Origin of the sequence: Mycobacterium sp. 5-140-3-2 (assembly GCF_035666375.1) — a bacterium.
Lineage (GTDB): Bacteria > Actinomycetota > Actinomycetes > Mycobacteriales > Mycobacteriaceae > Mycobacterium > Mycobacterium intracellulare.
Genome location: NZ_CP142025.1, coordinates 4,914,199 through 4,932,036, shown reverse-complemented (window position 1 = coordinate 4,932,036; position 17,838 = coordinate 4,914,199). Strand labels below are relative to the sequence as shown.

At 67.9% G+C, this 17,838-nt stretch carries 17 protein-coding genes; 10 read left to right on the top strand and 7 right to left on the bottom strand.

What is annotated here, in order from left to right:
* Nucleotides 1-114: 114 nt before the first annotated feature.
* Genes P6281_RS23090 through P6281_RS23075 form a run of 4 tightly spaced genes read right to left on the bottom strand, consistent with a single transcriptional unit; the run spans nucleotide 115 to nucleotide 3,976 of the window.
* A complete protein-coding gene (locus tag P6281_RS23090; protein WP_014381223.1) occupies nucleotides 115-903 on the bottom strand; it encodes a hypothetical protein in 789 nt (262 codons plus the stop codon).
* Nucleotides 900-3,380: a putative adhesin gene (locus P6281_RS23085; protein WP_008261166.1), complete on the bottom strand. Its 2,481-nt coding sequence runs from the start codon at nucleotides 3,378-3,380 to the stop codon at nucleotides 900-902. Before P6281_RS23085 ends, P6281_RS23090 begins: the two co-directional genes overlap by 4 nt.
* A 4-nt stretch (nucleotides 3,381-3,384) precedes the next feature.
* The gene (locus P6281_RS23080; protein ID WP_014383353.1) at nucleotides 3,385-3,675 is read right to left on the bottom strand and encodes a WXG100 family type VII secretion target; all 291 of its coding nucleotides are present in this window, start codon (nucleotides 3,673-3,675) and stop codon (nucleotides 3,385-3,387) included.
* Complete coding sequence (locus tag P6281_RS23075) at nucleotides 3,668-3,976, bottom strand: WXG100 family type VII secretion target (protein ID WP_014381220.1); 309 nt, start codon at nucleotides 3,974-3,976, stop codon at nucleotides 3,668-3,670. The genes P6281_RS23080 and P6281_RS23075 overlap by 8 nt, the downstream gene beginning before the upstream one ends.
* A gap of 59 nt (nucleotides 3,977-4,035) precedes the next feature.
* On the opposite strand from P6281_RS23075, the gene P6281_RS23070 reads away from it, so the two are divergent.
* From P6281_RS23070 to P6281_RS23040, 7 genes are all read left to right on the top strand, one after another.
* Nucleotides 4,036-4,305: a glutaredoxin family protein gene (locus tag P6281_RS23070; protein ID WP_008261160.1), complete on the top strand. Its 270-nt coding sequence runs from the start codon at nucleotides 4,036-4,038 to the stop codon at nucleotides 4,303-4,305.
* Nucleotides 4,306-4,420: 115 nt separating this feature from the next.
* Nucleotides 4,421-5,800 (top strand): glutamyl-tRNA reductase, encoded by a 1,380-nt coding sequence (locus P6281_RS23065; protein WP_008261158.1) that lies wholly within the window; start codon nucleotides 4,421-4,423, stop codon nucleotides 5,798-5,800.
* A gap of 13 nt (nucleotides 5,801-5,813) precedes the next feature.
* Nucleotides 5,814-6,761, top strand: a complete 948-nt coding sequence (gene hemC, locus P6281_RS23060) for a hydroxymethylbilane synthase (protein WP_008261156.1) — start codon at nucleotides 5,814-5,816, stop codon at nucleotides 6,759-6,761.
* 23 nt (nucleotides 6,762-6,784) lie between these two features.
* Nucleotides 6,785-8,440, top strand: coding sequence for a uroporphyrinogen-III synthase (locus tag P6281_RS23055; protein ID WP_008261154.1), 1,656 nt, complete (start codon nucleotides 6,785-6,787; stop codon nucleotides 8,438-8,440).
* 45 nt (nucleotides 8,441-8,485) lie between these two features.
* Nucleotides 8,486-9,475, top strand: coding sequence for a porphobilinogen synthase (hemB, locus tag P6281_RS23050; protein ID WP_080687380.1), 990 nt, complete (start codon nucleotides 8,486-8,488; stop codon nucleotides 9,473-9,475).
* A gap of 55 nt (nucleotides 9,476-9,530) precedes the next feature.
* Nucleotides 9,531-10,061, top strand: a complete 531-nt coding sequence (locus P6281_RS23045) for a DUF3093 family protein (protein WP_014381216.1) — start codon at nucleotides 9,531-9,533, stop codon at nucleotides 10,059-10,061.
* Nucleotides 10,058-10,318: a hypothetical protein gene (locus tag P6281_RS23040; RefSeq protein WP_008261140.1), complete on the top strand. Its 261-nt coding sequence runs from the start codon at nucleotides 10,058-10,060 to the stop codon at nucleotides 10,316-10,318. Before P6281_RS23045 ends, P6281_RS23040 begins: the two co-directional genes overlap by 4 nt.
* Here the strand turns inward: P6281_RS23040 and P6281_RS23035 are convergent.
* A complete protein-coding gene (locus P6281_RS23035) occupies nucleotides 10,302-10,742 on the bottom strand; it encodes an STAS domain-containing protein (protein ID WP_008261138.1) in 441 nt (146 codons plus the stop codon). The genes P6281_RS23040 and P6281_RS23035 overlap by 17 nt on opposite strands.
* A gap of 356 nt (nucleotides 10,743-11,098) precedes the next feature.
* Between P6281_RS23035 and P6281_RS23030 the strand changes: the two genes are divergently transcribed.
* Entirely contained in the window at nucleotides 11,099-12,337 is a 1,239-nt protein-coding gene (locus P6281_RS23030; RefSeq protein ID WP_201358613.1) for an acyltransferase family protein, read from the top strand.
* Between the two features lie 90 nt (nucleotides 12,338-12,427).
* A complete protein-coding gene (locus P6281_RS23025) occupies nucleotides 12,428-13,114 on the top strand; it encodes an Rv0518 family GDSL lipase (RefSeq protein ID WP_026071180.1) in 687 nt (228 codons plus the stop codon).
* 191 nt (nucleotides 13,115-13,305) lie between these two features.
* Here the strand turns inward: P6281_RS23025 and P6281_RS23020 are convergent, their stop codons facing one another.
* Together P6281_RS23020 and P6281_RS23015 are read right to left on the bottom strand one after the other, a co-directional pair.
* Nucleotides 13,306-15,429, bottom strand: coding sequence for an acyltransferase family protein (locus P6281_RS23020; protein ID WP_324738985.1), 2,124 nt, complete (start codon nucleotides 15,427-15,429; stop codon nucleotides 13,306-13,308).
* Between the two features lie 49 nt (nucleotides 15,430-15,478).
* Nucleotides 15,479-16,342 carry an alpha/beta hydrolase gene (locus P6281_RS23015; RefSeq protein WP_193375012.1) on the bottom strand — a complete coding sequence of 288 codons (864 nt, stop codon included), beginning with the start codon at nucleotides 16,340-16,342 and terminating at the stop codon, nucleotides 15,479-15,481.
* 347 nt (nucleotides 16,343-16,689) lie between these two features.
* Here P6281_RS23015 and P6281_RS23010 point away from each other — a divergent pair, with 347 nt between their 5' ends.
* Entirely contained in the window at nucleotides 16,690-17,835 is a 1,146-nt protein-coding gene (locus tag P6281_RS23010; RefSeq protein ID WP_008261116.1) for an LLM class flavin-dependent oxidoreductase, read from the top strand.
* Nucleotides 17,836-17,838 lie beyond the last annotated feature (3 nt).

Genomic DNA, 17,838 nt, shown 5'->3' with positions numbered 1-17,838 from the left:
ATTTCGATAATCGTCCTAGTTGCCCGAACAGCTGGCACCAGGGTTGAGAGTAGAGGAAGCCGAGGGCACCGCGGGCGACCGAATGTTATGTGGATGTGTCTGCTGCAAAGACGTTTATGAATCGTCTGTTCCGCTGGCGGTCAGTGATTCACGATCGAAGATCACCCAGTCATCGGCGTTGTTGACGATCTGGACCCCGTCGAGCTCGGTGGTGGTTCTCAGCATATCCTTGAGCGCCTCCCACTTCATGCCCCCGTATCTGATCCCTGGGCGTGTTCGCGTCGTATACGCGCGTATTACCCGTGGCATGTGCTGAACGGCAAACGTTTTCATAATCGGTTGGCCGTCTTCGCTTTGCTCTTTCGCTAGCTCAATGAATATCTCGCGTCCTCGAAGCACAGATCCGATCGATGGCGAGAGTTTTTCCGGCGGCGTGTGAAGAGCGCGTGTTATCAGGTTTTCGACCACATTCTCGTTATCCGGCGGAAGGTCAGAGAGTTTATTCACGTGAGTTTCTCTAGATCGCAGAACATCGAGGACTTCGGTTATTTGTTGTTTGTTAATCCCCACCCATTGCGACGTACGATTGCAGACGATCACCCAGTCTAGGTCCGGCATGTCGAGCGCTGCGGCAAGCGCGTCTTCGAATGCACCTCCGGCGAAGGTGTTGGGCAGATCTGGGTGGTCTTCCGATGTATACAGCATCATGGCATTTGTGCCGTCGGGCAATCGGAGCAATGGGGTGGCGTTCAGCCGCTTCCCCTCATGTTCAACTGTCGTTCGAGGGAAAAATAATTCGACACCACGAAGTGCCAAAAAAAGACGTCGATCTGCCTCCGGCGACTTTTGTTGGGCAGCGAAATCAATCAGTTCATCGATTCCAGCGTTGTGTGGTGCCGTCAATGTTTATACCTTTCGTACGGCGTGAACTTGTCATTGAATTTATCATATATGCCATGTACGTGATACACCTTGCCAGTCGGCGAAGTTGGGTCAAATGTGCATACAGCCAAATCGACGGGGCCCATGTTTTCGTGGATAAGCTGACTGATGAGGGTAGGACTCGTCACGGTCTGTGGTGATCCCAGAATGCTTAACCCATCCGGCGGATGTATTGTATAGTTTGGTATAAGCTCGCCTGTTTTAAACGTCTTGGAATAAACGCCGGAGGTGTCTCCGCCGGTCTCGATGAGATTGCCCAGTGAGTCAGTGATGGTCGAGCCGTGTTCGGCAAAAGTCGTAATACTTGAGCCTTTCGGCACAGTAAAGAAGCCGCTGTCGGGATCGTAACTTCCATGCCCGCTTATCGTGTGCCTCTCGCCTTGCGGCATCTCGTCTTGCGGAATCCCGTGACCGGGGACTTCCTCCGGTTGATGCTGTCCTTGGTCAGGTGGCTGGTCCCCGTTAAAAGGAGGCTCCTTTGGGGTTTCGTTCGGGCCGGAGTCCGACGGACGCGCCCCGTTACTGGGAAGGTCAGCCCCGTTCCCATCGCCGTGCGGGTGTGAACCGCCGCCATGCGGCTCGGGCGGATGGGCAGGAGGTTCTCCGCCATAAGGCACCTCGCCGAGGCCGGGAGGCGCTTCGGGGAGGCCGCCCGCCGGGACAGAGGGAAGCGACGGCGGCTCCGGCATCGATGGCATCGAAGGAGCCGAGGCCGCCGGCATCGAAGCAGCGGGCGCCGAAGCGGCGGGCGTGACCGCTGCCGGCTCCGCAGGTGGGACCCGCGTAGGCGCAGGCTCGTGCGGCGGCGGGTGGGGTGGTGGTGTGCCTTCTGCGGGGGCCGATACCGGTGGCTTGCCGCCCGATTCTGGTGGGACCGCAATTGGTTTCGGCTCGCCGCTGTGCGGTGTCCCGCCAACCGGCGGCTTGGATTCGGTGGGGCTGTGCGGCAGGGGACCGTCGGCGGGGCCCGGTGCCGGTTTGCCCGAAGGAGCCGGCGCGGGACGACCCGGCTCCGGCGGCTTGGCCTCCGGAGCCTTGACCTCCGGCGGCTTGACCTCCGGCGCCTTGACCTCCGGCGGCTTGATCGACGGAGGCTGAGGAATCTCAGGCGGCTTCTTCAAACCCTTCAGCACATCGGCCGCTCGGCTTCCCGCTTTGCCCACCTTGGAGAGTGGTCCGCCAGGCAAGGCCAAGGTCAATCCATCAAAAAGGGTCTTGCCGAGCGCTTCGGCGGGGTTGGACCCCCACTCGTCCCAGTGGGTGACGTCCTTGCCGAGCGACTTCCACGAGTCGGCGACGCCGGGCCCTCCGTCGGGGCCCAAGCCGACGAGCGGCGCGGCCCCGGAGACCATGCCGTACACGTCTTTGGCGTAGCCGATCGGATCGGTCTGGAGCCGATTCGGGCTGAACTTCGCGAGCTGCTCAAGAAAGTCGTAGCCTTCGACGCCGAAACCTTTGACGGTCTGGCCCACCTGATTCAGTGCCCTGCCGACTGGCGTTCCGTGTAAAAAGTGGTCCCACTCCTTACCCGCCCAGTGGGCCATATCTTCTGCCGCGGTGGCCGCCGCCGACATGGTGGCCTCGATCTGGCCGCCCAGCGTTTCGGCTTCCCGGGAAAAGCTGTCGACCACCGTTTTGATGTCGTCGGCGATCCTTTTGATCTCGTCTTCGTCTTCGTCGGTCAGGAGGTCCCACACTTCTTTGATCCCGGTCATCGGGTCGCAGATGCGGGACAACAAATCGAGGATCGCCGCGTGGACCTTGTCGATCTGGGCCGCGTAACTGTTGAGTTGCGCGGCAATCGTTTGGCATTGCTGCGCAACGCTGGCCGTGGCTCCAGACGCATCGGCCAACGCTTTGTTGATGGCCGCGGCCTCGGGAATCTGCTGCGCGGCAATGGCGGCCATGCTCCCGCCGCCGGCCGCGATCTCGGTCGTCATGAAGTTGACGCCCGCCGTCGTCCACGCCGCCGCGGCGGCACGCAACTTCGCCGAATCGCCAGTGGGCCAGATCATTCCGATATACGGCGCAACCCAGCTCCACCCCGCCGGGGCACCGCTGCCGGCGCCCACCGCCGACGGCGGATGCGACGGCGCGGTCAATGGCGCGGTCACTGGCGGTGTCGGCAAGCCTTCGGCGCGGCCCGTCACATCCGACATCGCCTCGGCGTGCGCATAGTTGTGTGCCGACATCCGCACGCCGTCGCCGATGCTGCAGAGTCCGTTGCGGGTACTGGTCATCGCCTCGATGACCTTTGCCGCTGCGCCGTTGTACGTGCGGCCCAGCGCCGCACCGACGGGATCGTCACCGGCCATGCCCGCGCTGCCCGCGAGCGACGTGGTCAGGGCCGAGATCACCGATCCCAGCGACTCGCCGGTGGACAGTACCGTGGCGCCGGCGCGATCTAGGGCAGTCGGGTCACACGCCAGCGGCGCCATGTATTCACGACCACATACCGAGATTCGTCGACATCGCGCCGGTGTAGTTGCCGTGCGCTGTCGTGGCCACCTTCTCCAGTTGCCCCAGCGCCTCGCGCATCATCGCCTCGCCGCGCACCCAGTGCTGATGCGCCTCGGCGTGGGCCGCCGCGGCCTCACCCGTCCACGTCCCATGCAAACGCGTTACGCGAGAATCGATTTCGGCAATCATGTCTTCGGCGTAGCGCTGAAACGCCGCCATCCGCTGCACCGCGTCGGCCAACGCCTGCGGATCAACCCGAAACGCCTCAGGCATCGCGCACTGCCCGCTCGGCCTGGGCGGACGCTGCCTCGTTGCTGTGATACGCGCCGCCGGCCTCGCCGACCAGATGCGCCAGGATCGACAACCCGAGCTCGACCTCCCGGGCGCCCTTGTGCCACAGCTCCCATGCCGAGGCATAGGCACCCCCGGCCGCCCCCTGCCAACCACCCAGCATCTGACCCACCTGATCGTCGAGCTGGGACAGCTGAGCCGAAAGATGCTCGGCCGCACCGCTCAGCGAGACGGCGGCGCCCTGCATCACCACCGGATCGACCCGCACCGTGTTGTCGGCCATAGCCGGAACATAACTCCTGGTAGACGCCCCCACAAGTCGCTGATGACACACTGATTCCCATGACCCGAGCGACCGGCCGCCCGCATGTGGAGTTGTTGACCCGCGACGGGTGCACCATCTGCGAGCGCATCCACGCCCGGCTGGTCGTTTTGGCCGGTGAGCTGGGCTTCGATTTGTCGACGACCGACGTCGACGCCGCGGCCGCGGACGGCAACCCCGCGCTGCGCGCCGAGTTCGGCGACCGGCTGCCGGTGGTCCTGCTCGACGGGCGCGAACACAGCTACTGGGAGCTCGACGAGCCCCGGCTGCGCGCGGATCTCGCCCGCTGACGAGGCGGCCGGGTGGCCGTGGGGCAATTATTTGGTAGCCCAGCTGATAAACGTTTACCGTGGACAGCAGTTCAGTTACTGGAGGATGCAAGGGAGCTGGCCAGGTGATGCTGCCGTGAGCGTCTTGCTCTTCGGGGTTTCGCACCGCAGTGCGCCGGTCTCCGTCCTGGAACAACTCAGCATCGACGAGTCCGATCAAGGCAAGATCGTCGACCGGGTGCTGCAGTCGCCGCTGGTGACCGAGGCGATGGTGCTGTCGACATGCAACCGGGTCGAGGTCTACGCGGTGGTGGACGCGTTCCACGGCGGGCTCGCGGTGATCGGACAGGTGCTCTCGGAGCATTCCGGGATGTCGATGACCGACCTCACCAAATACGCCTACGTCCGGTACAGCGAGGCCGCCGTCGAGCATCTGTTCGCGGTAGCCAGCGGCCTGGATTCGGCGGTGATCGGAGAGCAGCAGGTGCTCGGTCAGGTGCGCCGCGCGTACGCCACCGCCGAGACCAATCGCACCGTCGGCCGCGTCCTGCACGAGCTGGCCCAACGCGCGCTCTCGGTCGGCAAGCGGGTGCATTCCGAGACCGCCATCGACGCCGCCGGCGCCTCCGTGGTGTCGGTTGCCCTGAACATGGCCGAACGCCGGCTGGGCGGGCTGTCGGGCCGGACCGCCGTGCTGGTCGGCGCCGGGGCGATGGGCGCCCTGGCCGCGGCGCATCTGTCTCGCGCCGGCATCGCCCAGGTTCACGTGCTCAACCGGTCGCTGTCCCGGGCGCAGCGCCTGGTCCGCAAGATCCGCGAAACCGGTGTGCGGGCCGACGCGCTGCCATTGGAGCAGCTGACCGACGTCTTGGCGGGTGCCGACGTGGTGGTGAGCTGCACCGGGGCGGTGAGCCCGGTGGTCTCGCTGGCCGACGTGCACCACGCGCTCGCGGCCGCGAACCGCTCGATCGTCGATGAGACCACCGACCCCTTGGTGATCTGCGACCTGGGCATGCCGCGCGACGTGGACCCGGCGGTGGCCGGCCTGCCCGGCGTGTGGGTCGTCGACGTGGACCGCGTGCAGCACGAGCCCTCGGCCCACGCCGCGGCCGCCGACGTCGACGCGGCCCGCACCATCGTGGCCACCGAAGTTGCCGCCTACCTGGCCGGCCAGCGGATGGCCGAGGTCACCCCGACGGTGACGGCGCTGCGCCAGCGCGCCGCCGATGTGGTCGAAGCCGAGCTGCTGCGCCTGGACAACCGGCTCCCCGGGCTCGCCAGCGCGCAGCGCGAAGAGGTCGCCCGCACCGTGCGGCGTGTAGTGGACAAGCTGCTGCACGCCCCTACTGTGCGCATCAAGCAGCTCGCCAGCGCCCCCGGCGGCGACAGCTACGCCGAGGCGTTGCGCGAGCTTTTCGAACTCGACCAGACCGCCGTCGACGCCGTGGCCGCGGGCGAATTGCCAGTCATAGCAAACGGTTTCGACGCGGGCACCCCGCAGCAACCTGCCGAGTAGCCGATTGGCGAACGTGATCCGGATAGGCACGCGGGGCAGCCTGCTGGCCACCACCCAGGCCGGCGTCGTCAGAGACGCCCTCATCGCGCTGGGTCACCCGGCAGAGCTGGTGACCATCACCACGGCCGGGGACCGGTCGTCGGGACCCATCGAATCCTTGGGGGTGGGTGTCTTCACCACCGCGCTGCGCGAGGCCATGGAAGAGGGCCGCGTGGACGCCGCGGTGCACTCCCACAAGGACCTGCCGACGGCCGACGACCCGAGGTTTGCTGTGGCCGCCATACCCGTGCGCAACGACCCGCGTGACGCGGTGGTAGCCCGGGACGGACTGGTGCTGGGGGAGTTGCCACCGGGTTCGCTGGTGGGTACCTCCTCGCCGCGGCGGGCCGCGCAGCTTAGAGCATTGGGTCTCGGTTTGGAAATCCGCCCCCTACGAGGCAACCTAGATACCAGGTTGAACAGGGTAAGCAGTGGTGATCTTGACGCGATCGTGGTGGCCCGGGCCGGCCTGGCCCGACTCGGTCGCCTCGATGACGTCACCGAGACGCTAGAGCCGGTGCAGATGTTGCCAGCACCGGCTCAGGGCGCGCTCGCCGTCGAATGCCGTGCCGGTGACACCCGGTTGGCGGCGGTGCTGGCGGAGCTGGACGACGCGGACACGCGCGCGTCGGTCACCGCGGAGCGAACTCTGTTGGCCGAACTGGAGGCCGGCTGCTCCGCACCGGTGGGCGCGATCGCTGAAGTGGTCGAGTCCATCGATGAGGAAGGCCGGATCTTTGAAGAGCTGTCGCTGCGTGGCTGCGTGGCGGCGCTGGACGGGTCCGACGTGATCCGCGCGTCCGGCATCGGCACTCCCGGTCGAGCACGAGAGCTTGGGCTTTCGGTTGCCGCGGAGCTGTTCGAACTTGGCGCCCGGGAGCTGATGCGCGGAGCGCGGCAAGACCCGACGCGAGGAAATTAAGTGCGAGTTACGTGGGAGCGACAATGACGACGCGAGGGCGTAAGCCGACACCCGGCCGCATCACGTACGTGGGCTCCGGCCCCGGTGACCCGGGACTGTTGACGACCCGGGCCGCGACGGTGCTGACGAACGCCGCTCTGGTGTTCACCGACCCTGACGTGCCCGAGCCGGTGCTGGCGCTGATCGGCAAAGACCTGCCGCCGGTTTCCGGCCCGGCCCCGGCCGACCCGGCCGCCTCCAGCGGCGACGGCGCCGACCAGGGCCAGACGCAGCCCGCGGTGATCTCCGGTGGCCCCGACATCCGCCCGGCGCTGGGTGACCCCGCCGAGGTGGCCAAGACCCTGACCCACGAGGCGCGGACGGGCGTCGACGTGGTCCGCCTGGTGGCCGGTGACCCGTTGACGGTCGACGCCGTCATCACCGAGGTCAACGCCATCGCGCGGAGCCACCTGCACATCGAGATCGTGCCGGGGCTGGCGCCCACCAACGCCGTCCCGACGTACGCGGGGTTGCCGCTGGGCTCCTCGCACACGGTGGCCGACGTGCGCGGCGACGTGGACTGGGAGGCGTTGGCCGCGGCGCCGGGACCGCTGATCCTGCAGGCCACGTCGTCGCATCTGGCCGACGCGGCGCGCACCCTGATCGAACACGAGCTCGCCGAGAACACGCCGTGCGTGGTGACCGCGCAGGGCACCACCTGCCAGCAGCGTTCCATCGAGACGACGCTGCACGGCCTGACCGACTCGGCCGTGCTGGGCGGCACCGACCCGGCGGGCCCCCTGACGGGGCCGCTGGTGGTGACCATCGGCAAGACGGTGTCGAGCCGGGCGAAGCTGAACTGGTGGGAGAGCCGCGCCCTGTACGGCTGGACCGTGCTGGTGCCCCGCACCAAGGACCAGGCCGGCGAAATGAGCGAGCGGCTGACGTCCTACGGCGCGCTGCCGATCGAGGTGCCGACCATCGCCGTCGAGCCGCCACGCAGCCCCGCGCAGATGGAACGGGCCGTCAAGGGATTGGTCGACGGCCGCTTCCAGTGGGTGGTGTTCACCTCCACCAACGCGGTGCGTGCGGTGTGGGAGAAGTTCGGCGAGTTCGGGCTGGACGCGCGCGCGTTCTCCGGGGTGAAGATCGCCTGCGTGGGCGAGTCGACCGCCGACCGGGTCCGGGCGTTCGGGATCAGCCCCGAGCTGGTGCCGGCCGGTGAGCAGTCCTCGCTGGGTCTGCTCGACGACTTCCCGCCCTACGACAGCGTTTTCGATCCGGTAAACCGGGTCTTGCTGCCGCGGGCCGACATCGCCACCGAGACGCTGGCCGAGGGCCTGCGCGAACGTGGTTGGGAGATCGAGGATGTCACCGCCTACCGGACGGTGCGGGCCGCGCCGCCGCCGGCGGAGACGCGGGAGATGATCAAGACCGGCGGGTTCGACGCGGTGTGCTTCACGTCCAGCTCGACGGTGCGCAACCTGGTCGGTATCGCCGGCAAGCCGCACGCGCGGACGATCATCGCCTGCATCGGCCCCAAGACCGCCGAGACCGCCGCCGAGTTCGGTCTGCGGGTCGATGTCCAGCCCGAGACCGCCGCGGTTGGTCCGCTGGTCGACGCTTTGGCCGAACACGCCGCGCGGTTGCGCGCCGAGGGCGCGCTGCCACCGCCGCGCAAAAAGAGCCGCAGGCGCTAGTGGCGATCGCCAGCGCGGCGGAGCCGGGCGCAGCGGGTCGCCACGATGAGCGGTAGCGCCTACCCGCGGCAGCGTCCGCGTCGGCTCCGCTCAACCCCGGCGTTGCGCCGTTTGGTCGCGCAAACGTCGCTGGAGCCAAGGCATTTGGTGCTGCCGATGTTCGTCGCCGACGGCATCGACGAGCCCCGGCCGATCGCCTCGATGCCGGGGGTGGTCCAACACACCCGCGATTCGTTGCGCGCCGCCGCCGCCAGCGCCGTCGCCGCCGGGGTGGGCGGGCTAATGCTGTTCGGTGTGCCGCGTGATGAGGACAAGGACGCGGTGGGGTCGGCCGGCACCGATCCCGACGGCATCCTCAACGTCGCCCTGCGCGACCTGGCCAAGGACCTCGGCGAGGCCACCGTGCTGATGGCCGACACCTGCCTGGACGAGTTCACCGACCACGGCCACTGCGGCGTCCTCGACGACCGCGGTCGGGTCGACAACGACGCGACCGTAGCCCGATATGTGAAACTCGCTGTGGCGCAAGCGGAATCGGGCGCGCACGTGGTAGGTCCGAGTGGGATGATGGACGGTCAGGTGGGCGCGATTCGCGACGGGCTGGACGCGGCCGGCCATACCGACGTGGCGATCCTCGCCTACGCCGCCAAGTTCGCATCGGCGTTCTACGGTCCGTTCCGCGAAGCGGTCAGTTCCAGCCTCTCCGGCGACCGGCGCACCTATCAGCAGGAGGCGGGCAATTCCCGCGAGGCGCTCCGCGAGATCCAGCTCGATCTGGACGAGGGCGCCGACATTGTGATGGTGAAGCCGGCGATGGGTTATCTGGACGTGGTGTCGGCGGCGGCCTCGATTTCGCCGGTGCCGGTGGCCGCCTATCAGGTGTCGGGGGAGTACGCGATGATTTGCGCTGCGGCCGCGAACAATTGGATCGACAAGCGCGCGGCGGCCCTGGAATCATTGACGAGCATCCGGCGGGCCGGAGCCGATATCGTTCTCACCTATTGGGCCGCGGACGCGGCAGGGTGGCTTTCGTGAGACGGGGCTTGCGTTGACGTCAGAGACGACCAGAAGCGATACCCAACCGAAGCCGTTGTTCTACGAACCCGGCGCCACCTGGTGGTGGGTGGCGTGCGGCCCGGCCTCGGCGGCGGCCATGGTCCTGATCGAAATCTGGAGCGGTGCCAAGGTGTCGTTCGTGGTCCCCGCGATCTTCTTCGTCCTGGTGTCGGCGTTCGTGGGGTTGCAGGTGAAGGCGGCGCGGATCCACGTCTCGGTCGAGCTGACCGAAGACGCCCTGCGCCAAGGCACCGAGACCATCCTGGTCCGCGAGATCGTCAGGGTTTATCCCGAGCCCGAGAACCACGAAGCCTCCGGCAAGGAGCTGGCGCGCTGGCAGTCGGCGCGGGCGCTCGGCGAGTTGGTCGGGGTGCCGCGCGGACGGATCGGCATCGGCCTCAAGCTCACCAACGGCCGCACCGCCCAGGCGTGGGCGCGCCGTCATCGCCAGCTGCGGGCGGCCCTGACCCCGCTGGTCCAAGAGCGGGTGGAGCCCACCGGGACCGACGTCATCGACGGCGATCCGGACGACCCCACCGGCGATCAGGCCGGGCCCGCGCAATGATCGCCAGCTACCGGGCGCTGGTCGAGCTCGCCGTGGCGGTTGCCGCCCTGGCGGGCTCGGGATATAGCTGGACGCGCTCGCATCACACGGTGGCCGTCGCGCCCATCGCGGAGGGTCAGCCCTTTACGACGTCGGTGGTCTATGACCCGCAGCTGTTGCTTCTGACACTCGTGCTGTTGACGAGCGCCGGCGTGCTGGTGGTCGTCGGCGCGGCCAGGCTGCGGCGTGCCCGCTCCGGCGCTACGACGTCTTCCTGACCAGCGGCAACGCCATCGTGCGGCGGACCCTGATGGCGTCGGCCCGGTCGCGCAGTGCCTCCTGAACCGAGCGCATCAGCGGGAAATTGGTGTCATGACCGGTGTCCTCGAGCACCGCGATGACCGCCGAGCTGGCCACCAGCGTCCAATCCACACCGGCGGCCCGACAATCGGCATCGAACGCATACAAGAGCGAAATACCGGCCTCAGCAAATTGACCGACATCGGCGACATCGAGCACCACAGGGTTTTCGCCGAGCGTGAAACGCCGAATGTGGCGACTGACGCGGTCGACATTGGCGCCGTCGATTTCGCCGCGGATATGCACCACTGTCGCCAAGTGGCGGTAGTGCGCCCGCACCTGAGCGCCATCGCACTCAAAGACGCAGTTGTCGTGGCGACTCCCGGTGCCTGCGATCGTCATGAGGACCCCTCACTCTCCGTGTCGCTCGCGCGCGGCCTTGGGGCGCGCCTCCCCGCTCACCAAAGCTGCCTTAAACGCTAGGCCGCAAGCCTAAGGACACCGGTAGCCGCGCCTAACGCTTTGCTAAGAAGCAAAATGCGATTTCGCGGCGAGCAAACCTCCGTAATCGGCGTCGCGCATTCCGGGCGGCCCTGAAGGCCGTGTGCCACACCACAACCGTCCCCGCATGTCGGCGATTGCGCTGCTAGGCTGCCATGGCTGCCGGTTGCTAGTCGGGGGGCTTGCGAAATGGCGAGATCGCCCGCTCAGCCGATAGCAGGAGAACGGAACGGCAGGATCCAGACGGGAAGAGCAGCGTGCGGGGCGGAGAGATCCGGGGCGAAATCAAGGCCCTGACGGGACTCCGTATAGTCGCCGCGCTCTGGGTGGTGCTGTTTCACTTCCGGCCGATGCTCGGGGATGCCTCGCCCGATTTCCGCGACGCGCTGGCCCCCGTCCTCAACTGTGGCGCCCAGGGCGTCGACCTCTTTTTCATCCTCAGCGGCTTCGTGCTGACGTACAACTACCTCGACCGGATGGGCCGGTCCTGGTCGACCCGCGCCACCCTGCACTTCCTGTGGCTGCGGCTGGCCCGGGTATGGCCGGTGTACCTGGTCACATTGCACCTCGCCGCCCTGTGGGTGATCTTCACCCTGCACGTGGGCCACGTGCCGTCGCCGGACGCCGCCTCGCTCACCGCGGTCAGCTACGTGCGGCAGATCCTGTTGGTGCAGTTGTGGTTTGTGCCGTTCTTCGACGACTCGAGCTGGGACGGGCCGGCCTGGTCGATCAGCGCCGAATGGCTGGCGTACGTGCTTTTCGCCCTGCTGGTGTTGGTGTTGTTGCGGATGAAGCAGGCGACACGGGCGCGCAGCCTCATGGTGCTGGCATTCGCGGCGTCGTTGCCGCCGGTGGTGATGCTGCTGGCCAGCGGCCACTTCTACACGCCGTGGAGCTGGCTGCCGCGGATCGTCACACAGTTCACCGCCGGGGCGCTGGCCTGTGCCGCCGTGCGCAGACTGCGGCTGACCGACCGCGGCCGCCGCATCGCGGGGTACATCTCGCTGCTTCTGTTGGCCGCGATGGTGGGCGTCCTGTATTGGTTTGGCGCACACCCGATATCCGGGGTGGTGGAAAACGACAGCGGCGGCGTCGTCGACGTGTTGTTCGTTCCGCTGGTGATCTCGCTGGCCGTCGGCCTGGGGAGCCTGCCCAGGATGTTGTCGACGCGGGTGATGGTGTACGGCGGTCAGATCTCGTTCTGCCTGTACATGGTTCACGAGCTGGTGCACACGTCCTGGGGTTGGGCCGTGGAACAATTCGAGCTCGCAACGCAGGACAATCCGTGGAAATGGAACGTCATCGGCCTGCTCGCGATTGCCGTGGTCCTTTCGATCGCGTTGTATCACGCCGTCGAAGAGCCCGCCCGCCGCTGGATGCGCAAGATGGTCGACGTCCGGGCCGTGAACGCGAGGAGTGATCCCGGCGAGTCCACGAACGGCAAGCCGCATCCGATCGACCGTCCGCTGGAAGCGATTTCGGTCCGCGCGGTGTGATGGCTGCTTTTGCGCCCGGCCGCGAGTCACGGGCAATATTCGATGAGAACACGGCGGCACCCGACCATGCCGTTGACAGTGGAGGTATGAGTGAGTCGTCTGGCCACCTTTCTCATTGGGTTGAGTTTTCTGGGGGGCGTGGGCATCGCATACCCACCGCAGGTGCGCACTTACGCGACGTTGACGCTGGACTTCCGGCTCAATCACCTGGCGGTCATCGGGGATTCGTACACCACCGGTACCGATGAGGGCGGCCTCGGCGCGCGGTCATGGCCGTCGCGCGCGTGGCAGGCGCTCGGTGCGCGGGGCTCGCGGGTTTCGGCCGATGTGGCGGCCGAGGGCCGCGCCGGTTACGCCGCGCCCGGTGACCACGGCAGCACCTTCGAGGACCTGACCGCCAGGGCCGTCCACCCCGATGACGCGCTGGTGGTGTTCTTCGGCTCCCGCAACGACCAGGGTATCGATCCCCTGCTGTTGACCGAAAAGACCCACGCCGCTTTGGATCTGGCGCGCCGGTTTGCGCCGGCCGCGCGCTTGCTGGTGATCGGCCCGCCGTGGCCGACCGCCGATGTTCCGCCATCGATGTTCCTGATTCGCGACGTCCTGGGCGGCGCGGCGGGGGCCGCCGGGGCGACGTTCATCGACCCGATCGCCGAACACTGGTTCGTCGGCAGGCCCGACCTGATCGGCCCCGACGGCGTGCACCCGAACGACGCGGGGCACCAGTACATGGCCGACAAGATCGCGCCGCTGATCCGTACTCAGCTCTCGACGTGACGGGCCGCCTAGTCCTCCGCGTGGCGCTCGTAGTCCCACCGCTCCAGGCGATCTTGCAGGTGTAGCAGGCCGACTCCGGCGAAGGGTGCGGCGACCGCGATGCAGACCAGCAGCAGTGGAGACATGAGCTAAACCCTCCAAAAACCCTTCACTGATCTGACGTTCGTCCGCCGCGAGAAGTTCATCGCCGTTCACCCGTCCGCCACGGCGCGGTCCACCAGCACACCCATCACCGGCGCCAGCAGCCGCGCGTACTGCGTCGTCACATGGTTGTCGTCGCGGAACACCAGGGTGTTGCCGACGATCAGCGGGCAGCGGTCGGGGGCGCAGAACAGGTCGGTCAGGTCCGCGTAATGCCCGCCGTTGCCGACGGTCGCGGCGCGCTCGGCGGCGATCCCATCGTCGTTGACGGCCGCGGAACGCGTTGGCGCACAAGCGGTTGCGTCGTCGAGGTGGGCGGACAGGCAGGTCGGGGCGGGCGAGTGCGGATCGGCGGCGGGCCCCAGCACCAGGACGGTGGCGCCGGTGGCGCGCAATTGCGCCACGGTGCGTCCCAGGGTGTCGATCCACGCCGGATCGTAGGAGGTGAAGCCGAAGTCCCCGCCGTAACGCCGGCTCATGTCCAGCACGACCAGGCGCGGGTGTTCGGCGTTCATCCGGCCCATGATGTCGGCGCGCCACTGCTCGCATTCGGTGTACTCGCGGCCCAGATACGGGCTCACGATGTGCAGGTCCTGCAGCGGGCAGGTCACCTTGGCCAGCGTCTCCAGCCGCCAGTGCCGCTGCTCGGCGAGCTGCTCGAACGCCGGGTTCCACATGGCGGCGTGCGAGTCGCCGATCAGGGCCACGGTGGTCGGCGAGGCGGTATCGCCGGTGGCGCATTCGCTTTGGCCGACGTCGCGCCAGGACCGCACGCAGCCGTTGACGAACACGGCGGCCTTGTCGGCCGGCGCCTTGTCCAGCGGGGGGTCGAGGTTCGATGGGACGGCGCGCAGGCCGGCCGCCCCCGCGAGCACGACGCGCGCCTGGTCGAAGGCCTGACGGACCGCCGCTTCCTGCGGGCTGACGGCGGCGACGCCCGCCGGGGGCGCCGCGACGATGTTGGCCCGGGGCGCCGCGACGCCGTGGCCCACCGGCGCGGGGATCACGTTGAGCAGCAGCATGCATGCACACGCCGTGGCGGCGCTGGCCCCGCCCGCCACGGCCAGGCTGACCTTCGCCGAGCGGCGCAGGGCCGCGGCGAAGCGGCCCGGGTTTTCCACCAGATGCAGGGTGATGACGGCCAGCCCGGCGGAGACGGCCGTCGCGCTCAGGCGGGCCGGCAGCCCGGCGGGCTCGCCGAGCAGCGCCGGCATCAGCAGCAGCACCGGCCAGTGCCACAGGTACCAGGAGTAGGAGATGCGGCCGATGGCGCGCATCGCTGGGCGGCACAGCAGCCGGCCGGGCCCGAGCCCGCCGGTGACGGCTCCGCCGCCGACGATCAGCGCGGTGCCCAGCACGGGCAGCAGCGCCTCGACGCCGGGGTAGGGGGTGTGGGCGCCCAGCTGGGTGCAGGTCGCCACGATCAACACCAGGCCGCCCCACCCGGCGATCGACGCGGTCAGCAGCGACAGGCGCCGCCACTGCTGGAGCGACAGGGCCACCAGGCCGCCGGCCGCCAGTTCCCAGGCCCGGGTCGGCAGCGAGAAGAACGCCCACGACGGCGACGTCCGGGTCCACAGCGCGCCGGCCGTCAACGACGCGGCGGCGACCACCGCGAGGACCGCCGCGTACGGCGCCGCCCGCTTTACCGCGCCGCGCAGGAACGGGACGCGCTGGACCAACCACGCGGTGGCGATGATCAGCACCGGCCACACGAGGTAGAACTGCTCCTCGACGCCCAGCGACCAGTAGTGCTGGAACGGCGACGGCGCGTCGGTGGTCAGGTAGTCGGTGCCGTGCAGGGCGAACCGATAGTTGCCGACGTACAGGGCGCTGGCGATGCCGTCGAGGAACACGCTGCGGGCCTGCAGCGGCGGCAGCACCGCGGCGGCGGCGATGGCCGTGACGGTGCCGACGATGGCCGCGGCCGGCAGCAGTCGTCGGGCGCGCACGCCGTAAAACCGGCCCAGCGCAACGGTATTCGTGGCGTCCGCCTCCCGGAAGAGCAGCCCGGTGATGAGGAAGCCGGAGATGACGAAGAAGACGTCCACCCCGATGTAGCCGCCGCTGACCCCGGGGATGCCGGCGTGGTAGAGCACGACGGCGATCACCGCGACGGCGCGCAGCCCCTCGATGTCGGGCCGGAATCCCCTTCGGGAAGTCCGCCGCTCCACGCGGTGTGGGCTGCCGGCGACTGATTCCTCCCGAAGTGTCATCGTTGGCTCAGGTCGCCATCCAGGCCAGTTCGCCGGGTAGTTGGCTGCGCCAGTAGGCGACGTCGTGTCCGCCGAGCGAGAAGCTGCCCGCCGGTGGCGTCTTCAACTGGTAGACGAATTGCTTTGTGGCGAAATAGAAGCGGTCGAAGTTGCCGCAATCCACGCGCAGCGGAATGGAATTCAGCGCCAGCACACCCATCACGCTGTTCTGCACGAAGTCCTCGTTGCTGTCGAATGCGCCCGGGGCGCTTGTCGCGTACGACGTGTACAGGGCCGGGCTGATGGCGCAGATTCCGGCGGTCCGGGACGGGCCCAGCTTGGCACCCAAACGAAGCGCCCCGTACCCGCCCATCGACCACCCCATGAAGCCGACGCGGGACGTGTCGAAACCCATCGTGGACAGCATGGGCAGCAGCTCGTCGAGCACCATCGCGCCGGAGTCCTCGCCGGAAGTCCTTTTGTGCCAGTAGGTGTTGCCGCCGTCGACGCCGACGACCGCGAACGGCGGCTTGCCCTCCTTGGCCAGCCGGGCCAGCCCGTCGGGCACGCCCATGTCGATCATCTGGTTGGCGTCGCCGTCCACACCGTGCAGCGCGATCACCGGACGCAGCATCTTGCTCTGGCCGGGCGGCATGGCGATCACGTAGTTGGTCTTGATGCCCCCACGGGCGGCCGACACGAACGACCCGGTCAGCCTGTTCGGCAGGGCGCTGCCCGCCGTCGGCGGCTCGAACGGGGCGGGAGCTTGCGGCAGCGTCGCGGCCTGCGACGTCTCCGCGGCCAGCAGCGAGCTGAACGCGAACACGCCGGCGGCTCCGAGGCTGGCACCGGCGCCCATCCGGAGCACCGCCCGGCGTGTGAGGTCAGGCATGATCGCAATGATGCCGCCCGCAGCGGGGATTACCCGCCGAGCCACGCCGTATTGGAAGCATTGTGTGATCTGGCGTGACCTTTCGGTCACGATGCGGTGATCTTTACGGGCGACAAGGACGGCCCGGAGGGTTTGCGCCTCCGCAACGGGTTGCGGCGCCGGCTCACATCGTAGCGGTGGCGACGAGGCTTGCCACCACCGGAAACATTGCGATCGTATTGCCTTCTGGCGCAGCGGCAGACCCCCGCGCCGGGAATGCAATCTCGAAGGTTTCAACCCTCGCCCTACGGCCGCGAATTGCGAAGGATGGAGCTTTGGTGTGCACAGGGGCGAAAGAGGATTGTGACGTGAGTCTCGCGTTTCATTGGTTTCTACCGACCTACGGCGATTCGCGGAATCTGGTCGCGGGCGGGCACGGAACGCCGATGTCCGGCGACCGGCCCGCCACGCTGCGGTATCTGCACCAGATCTGTACGGCCGCCGAAGACAACGGGTTCGAAGCGGTTCTCACCCCCACCGGATTGTGGTGTGAGGACGCGTGGTTGACGACGGCGATGCTGGTCGAATCGACCGAAACCCTGAAATTTCTGGTGGCGTTTCGGCCCGGGCTGCTCAGTCCCACCCTGGCGGCCCAGATGGCCGGGACCTTCCAGCGGCACTCGGAGGGACGCCTGCTGCTCAACGTCGTCACCGGTGGCGAACCGCACGAGCAGCGCGCCTACGGGGATTTCCTGGACAAGGAGGCGCGCTACGCCCGCACCGCCGAGTTCTTGCACGTGGTGCGGCAGCTGTGGACCTCGAGGGAGCCGGTGACCTTTTCCGGGGAGCACATCCGGGTCGAAGGCGCGCAACTGAACAACCCGCCCGATCCGATACCGGCGGTGTTCTTCGGCGGGTCGTCGGCGGCCGCGGGTCCGGTGGCGGCCAAGCAATCCGACGTGTATCTCACCTGGGGCGAGCCGCTGACCGCGGTCGCCAAGAAGTTGGACTGGGTCCGTGGGCTGGCCGTTGACGCCGGACGAATCCTGCGGTACGGCTTGCGGATTCACGTGATCAGCCGTGACACGTCCGCGCAGGCATGGGCGGAGGCCGACCGGTTGCTGGCCGCCATCGACCCCGCGGACATCGCACGGGTTCAGGACAGCCTGGCGCGCAGCGAATCCGAGGGCCAGCGCCGGATGCGGGAGCTGCACGGCGGCGACAGCAGCAAGTTGCTGATCGCGCCGAACCTGTGGGCCGGCGTGGGCCTGGTGCGTGGGGGAGCGGGCACCGCCCTGGTCGGGTCGCACGCCGAGGTCGCCGAACGGCTGGCCGAATACGCCAATTTGGGGATCACCCACTTCATCTTGTCGGGATATCCGCATCTGGAGGAGGCCTACTGGTTCGGTGAGGGCGTGCTGCCGATTCTGGAGCGGATGGGCCTGTGGCGTCACCCCAACCGCCAGTCGCATCCGGCCGGGGCGACGCCCTTCGCGGTCGCGTCGGCGCACTAAGGG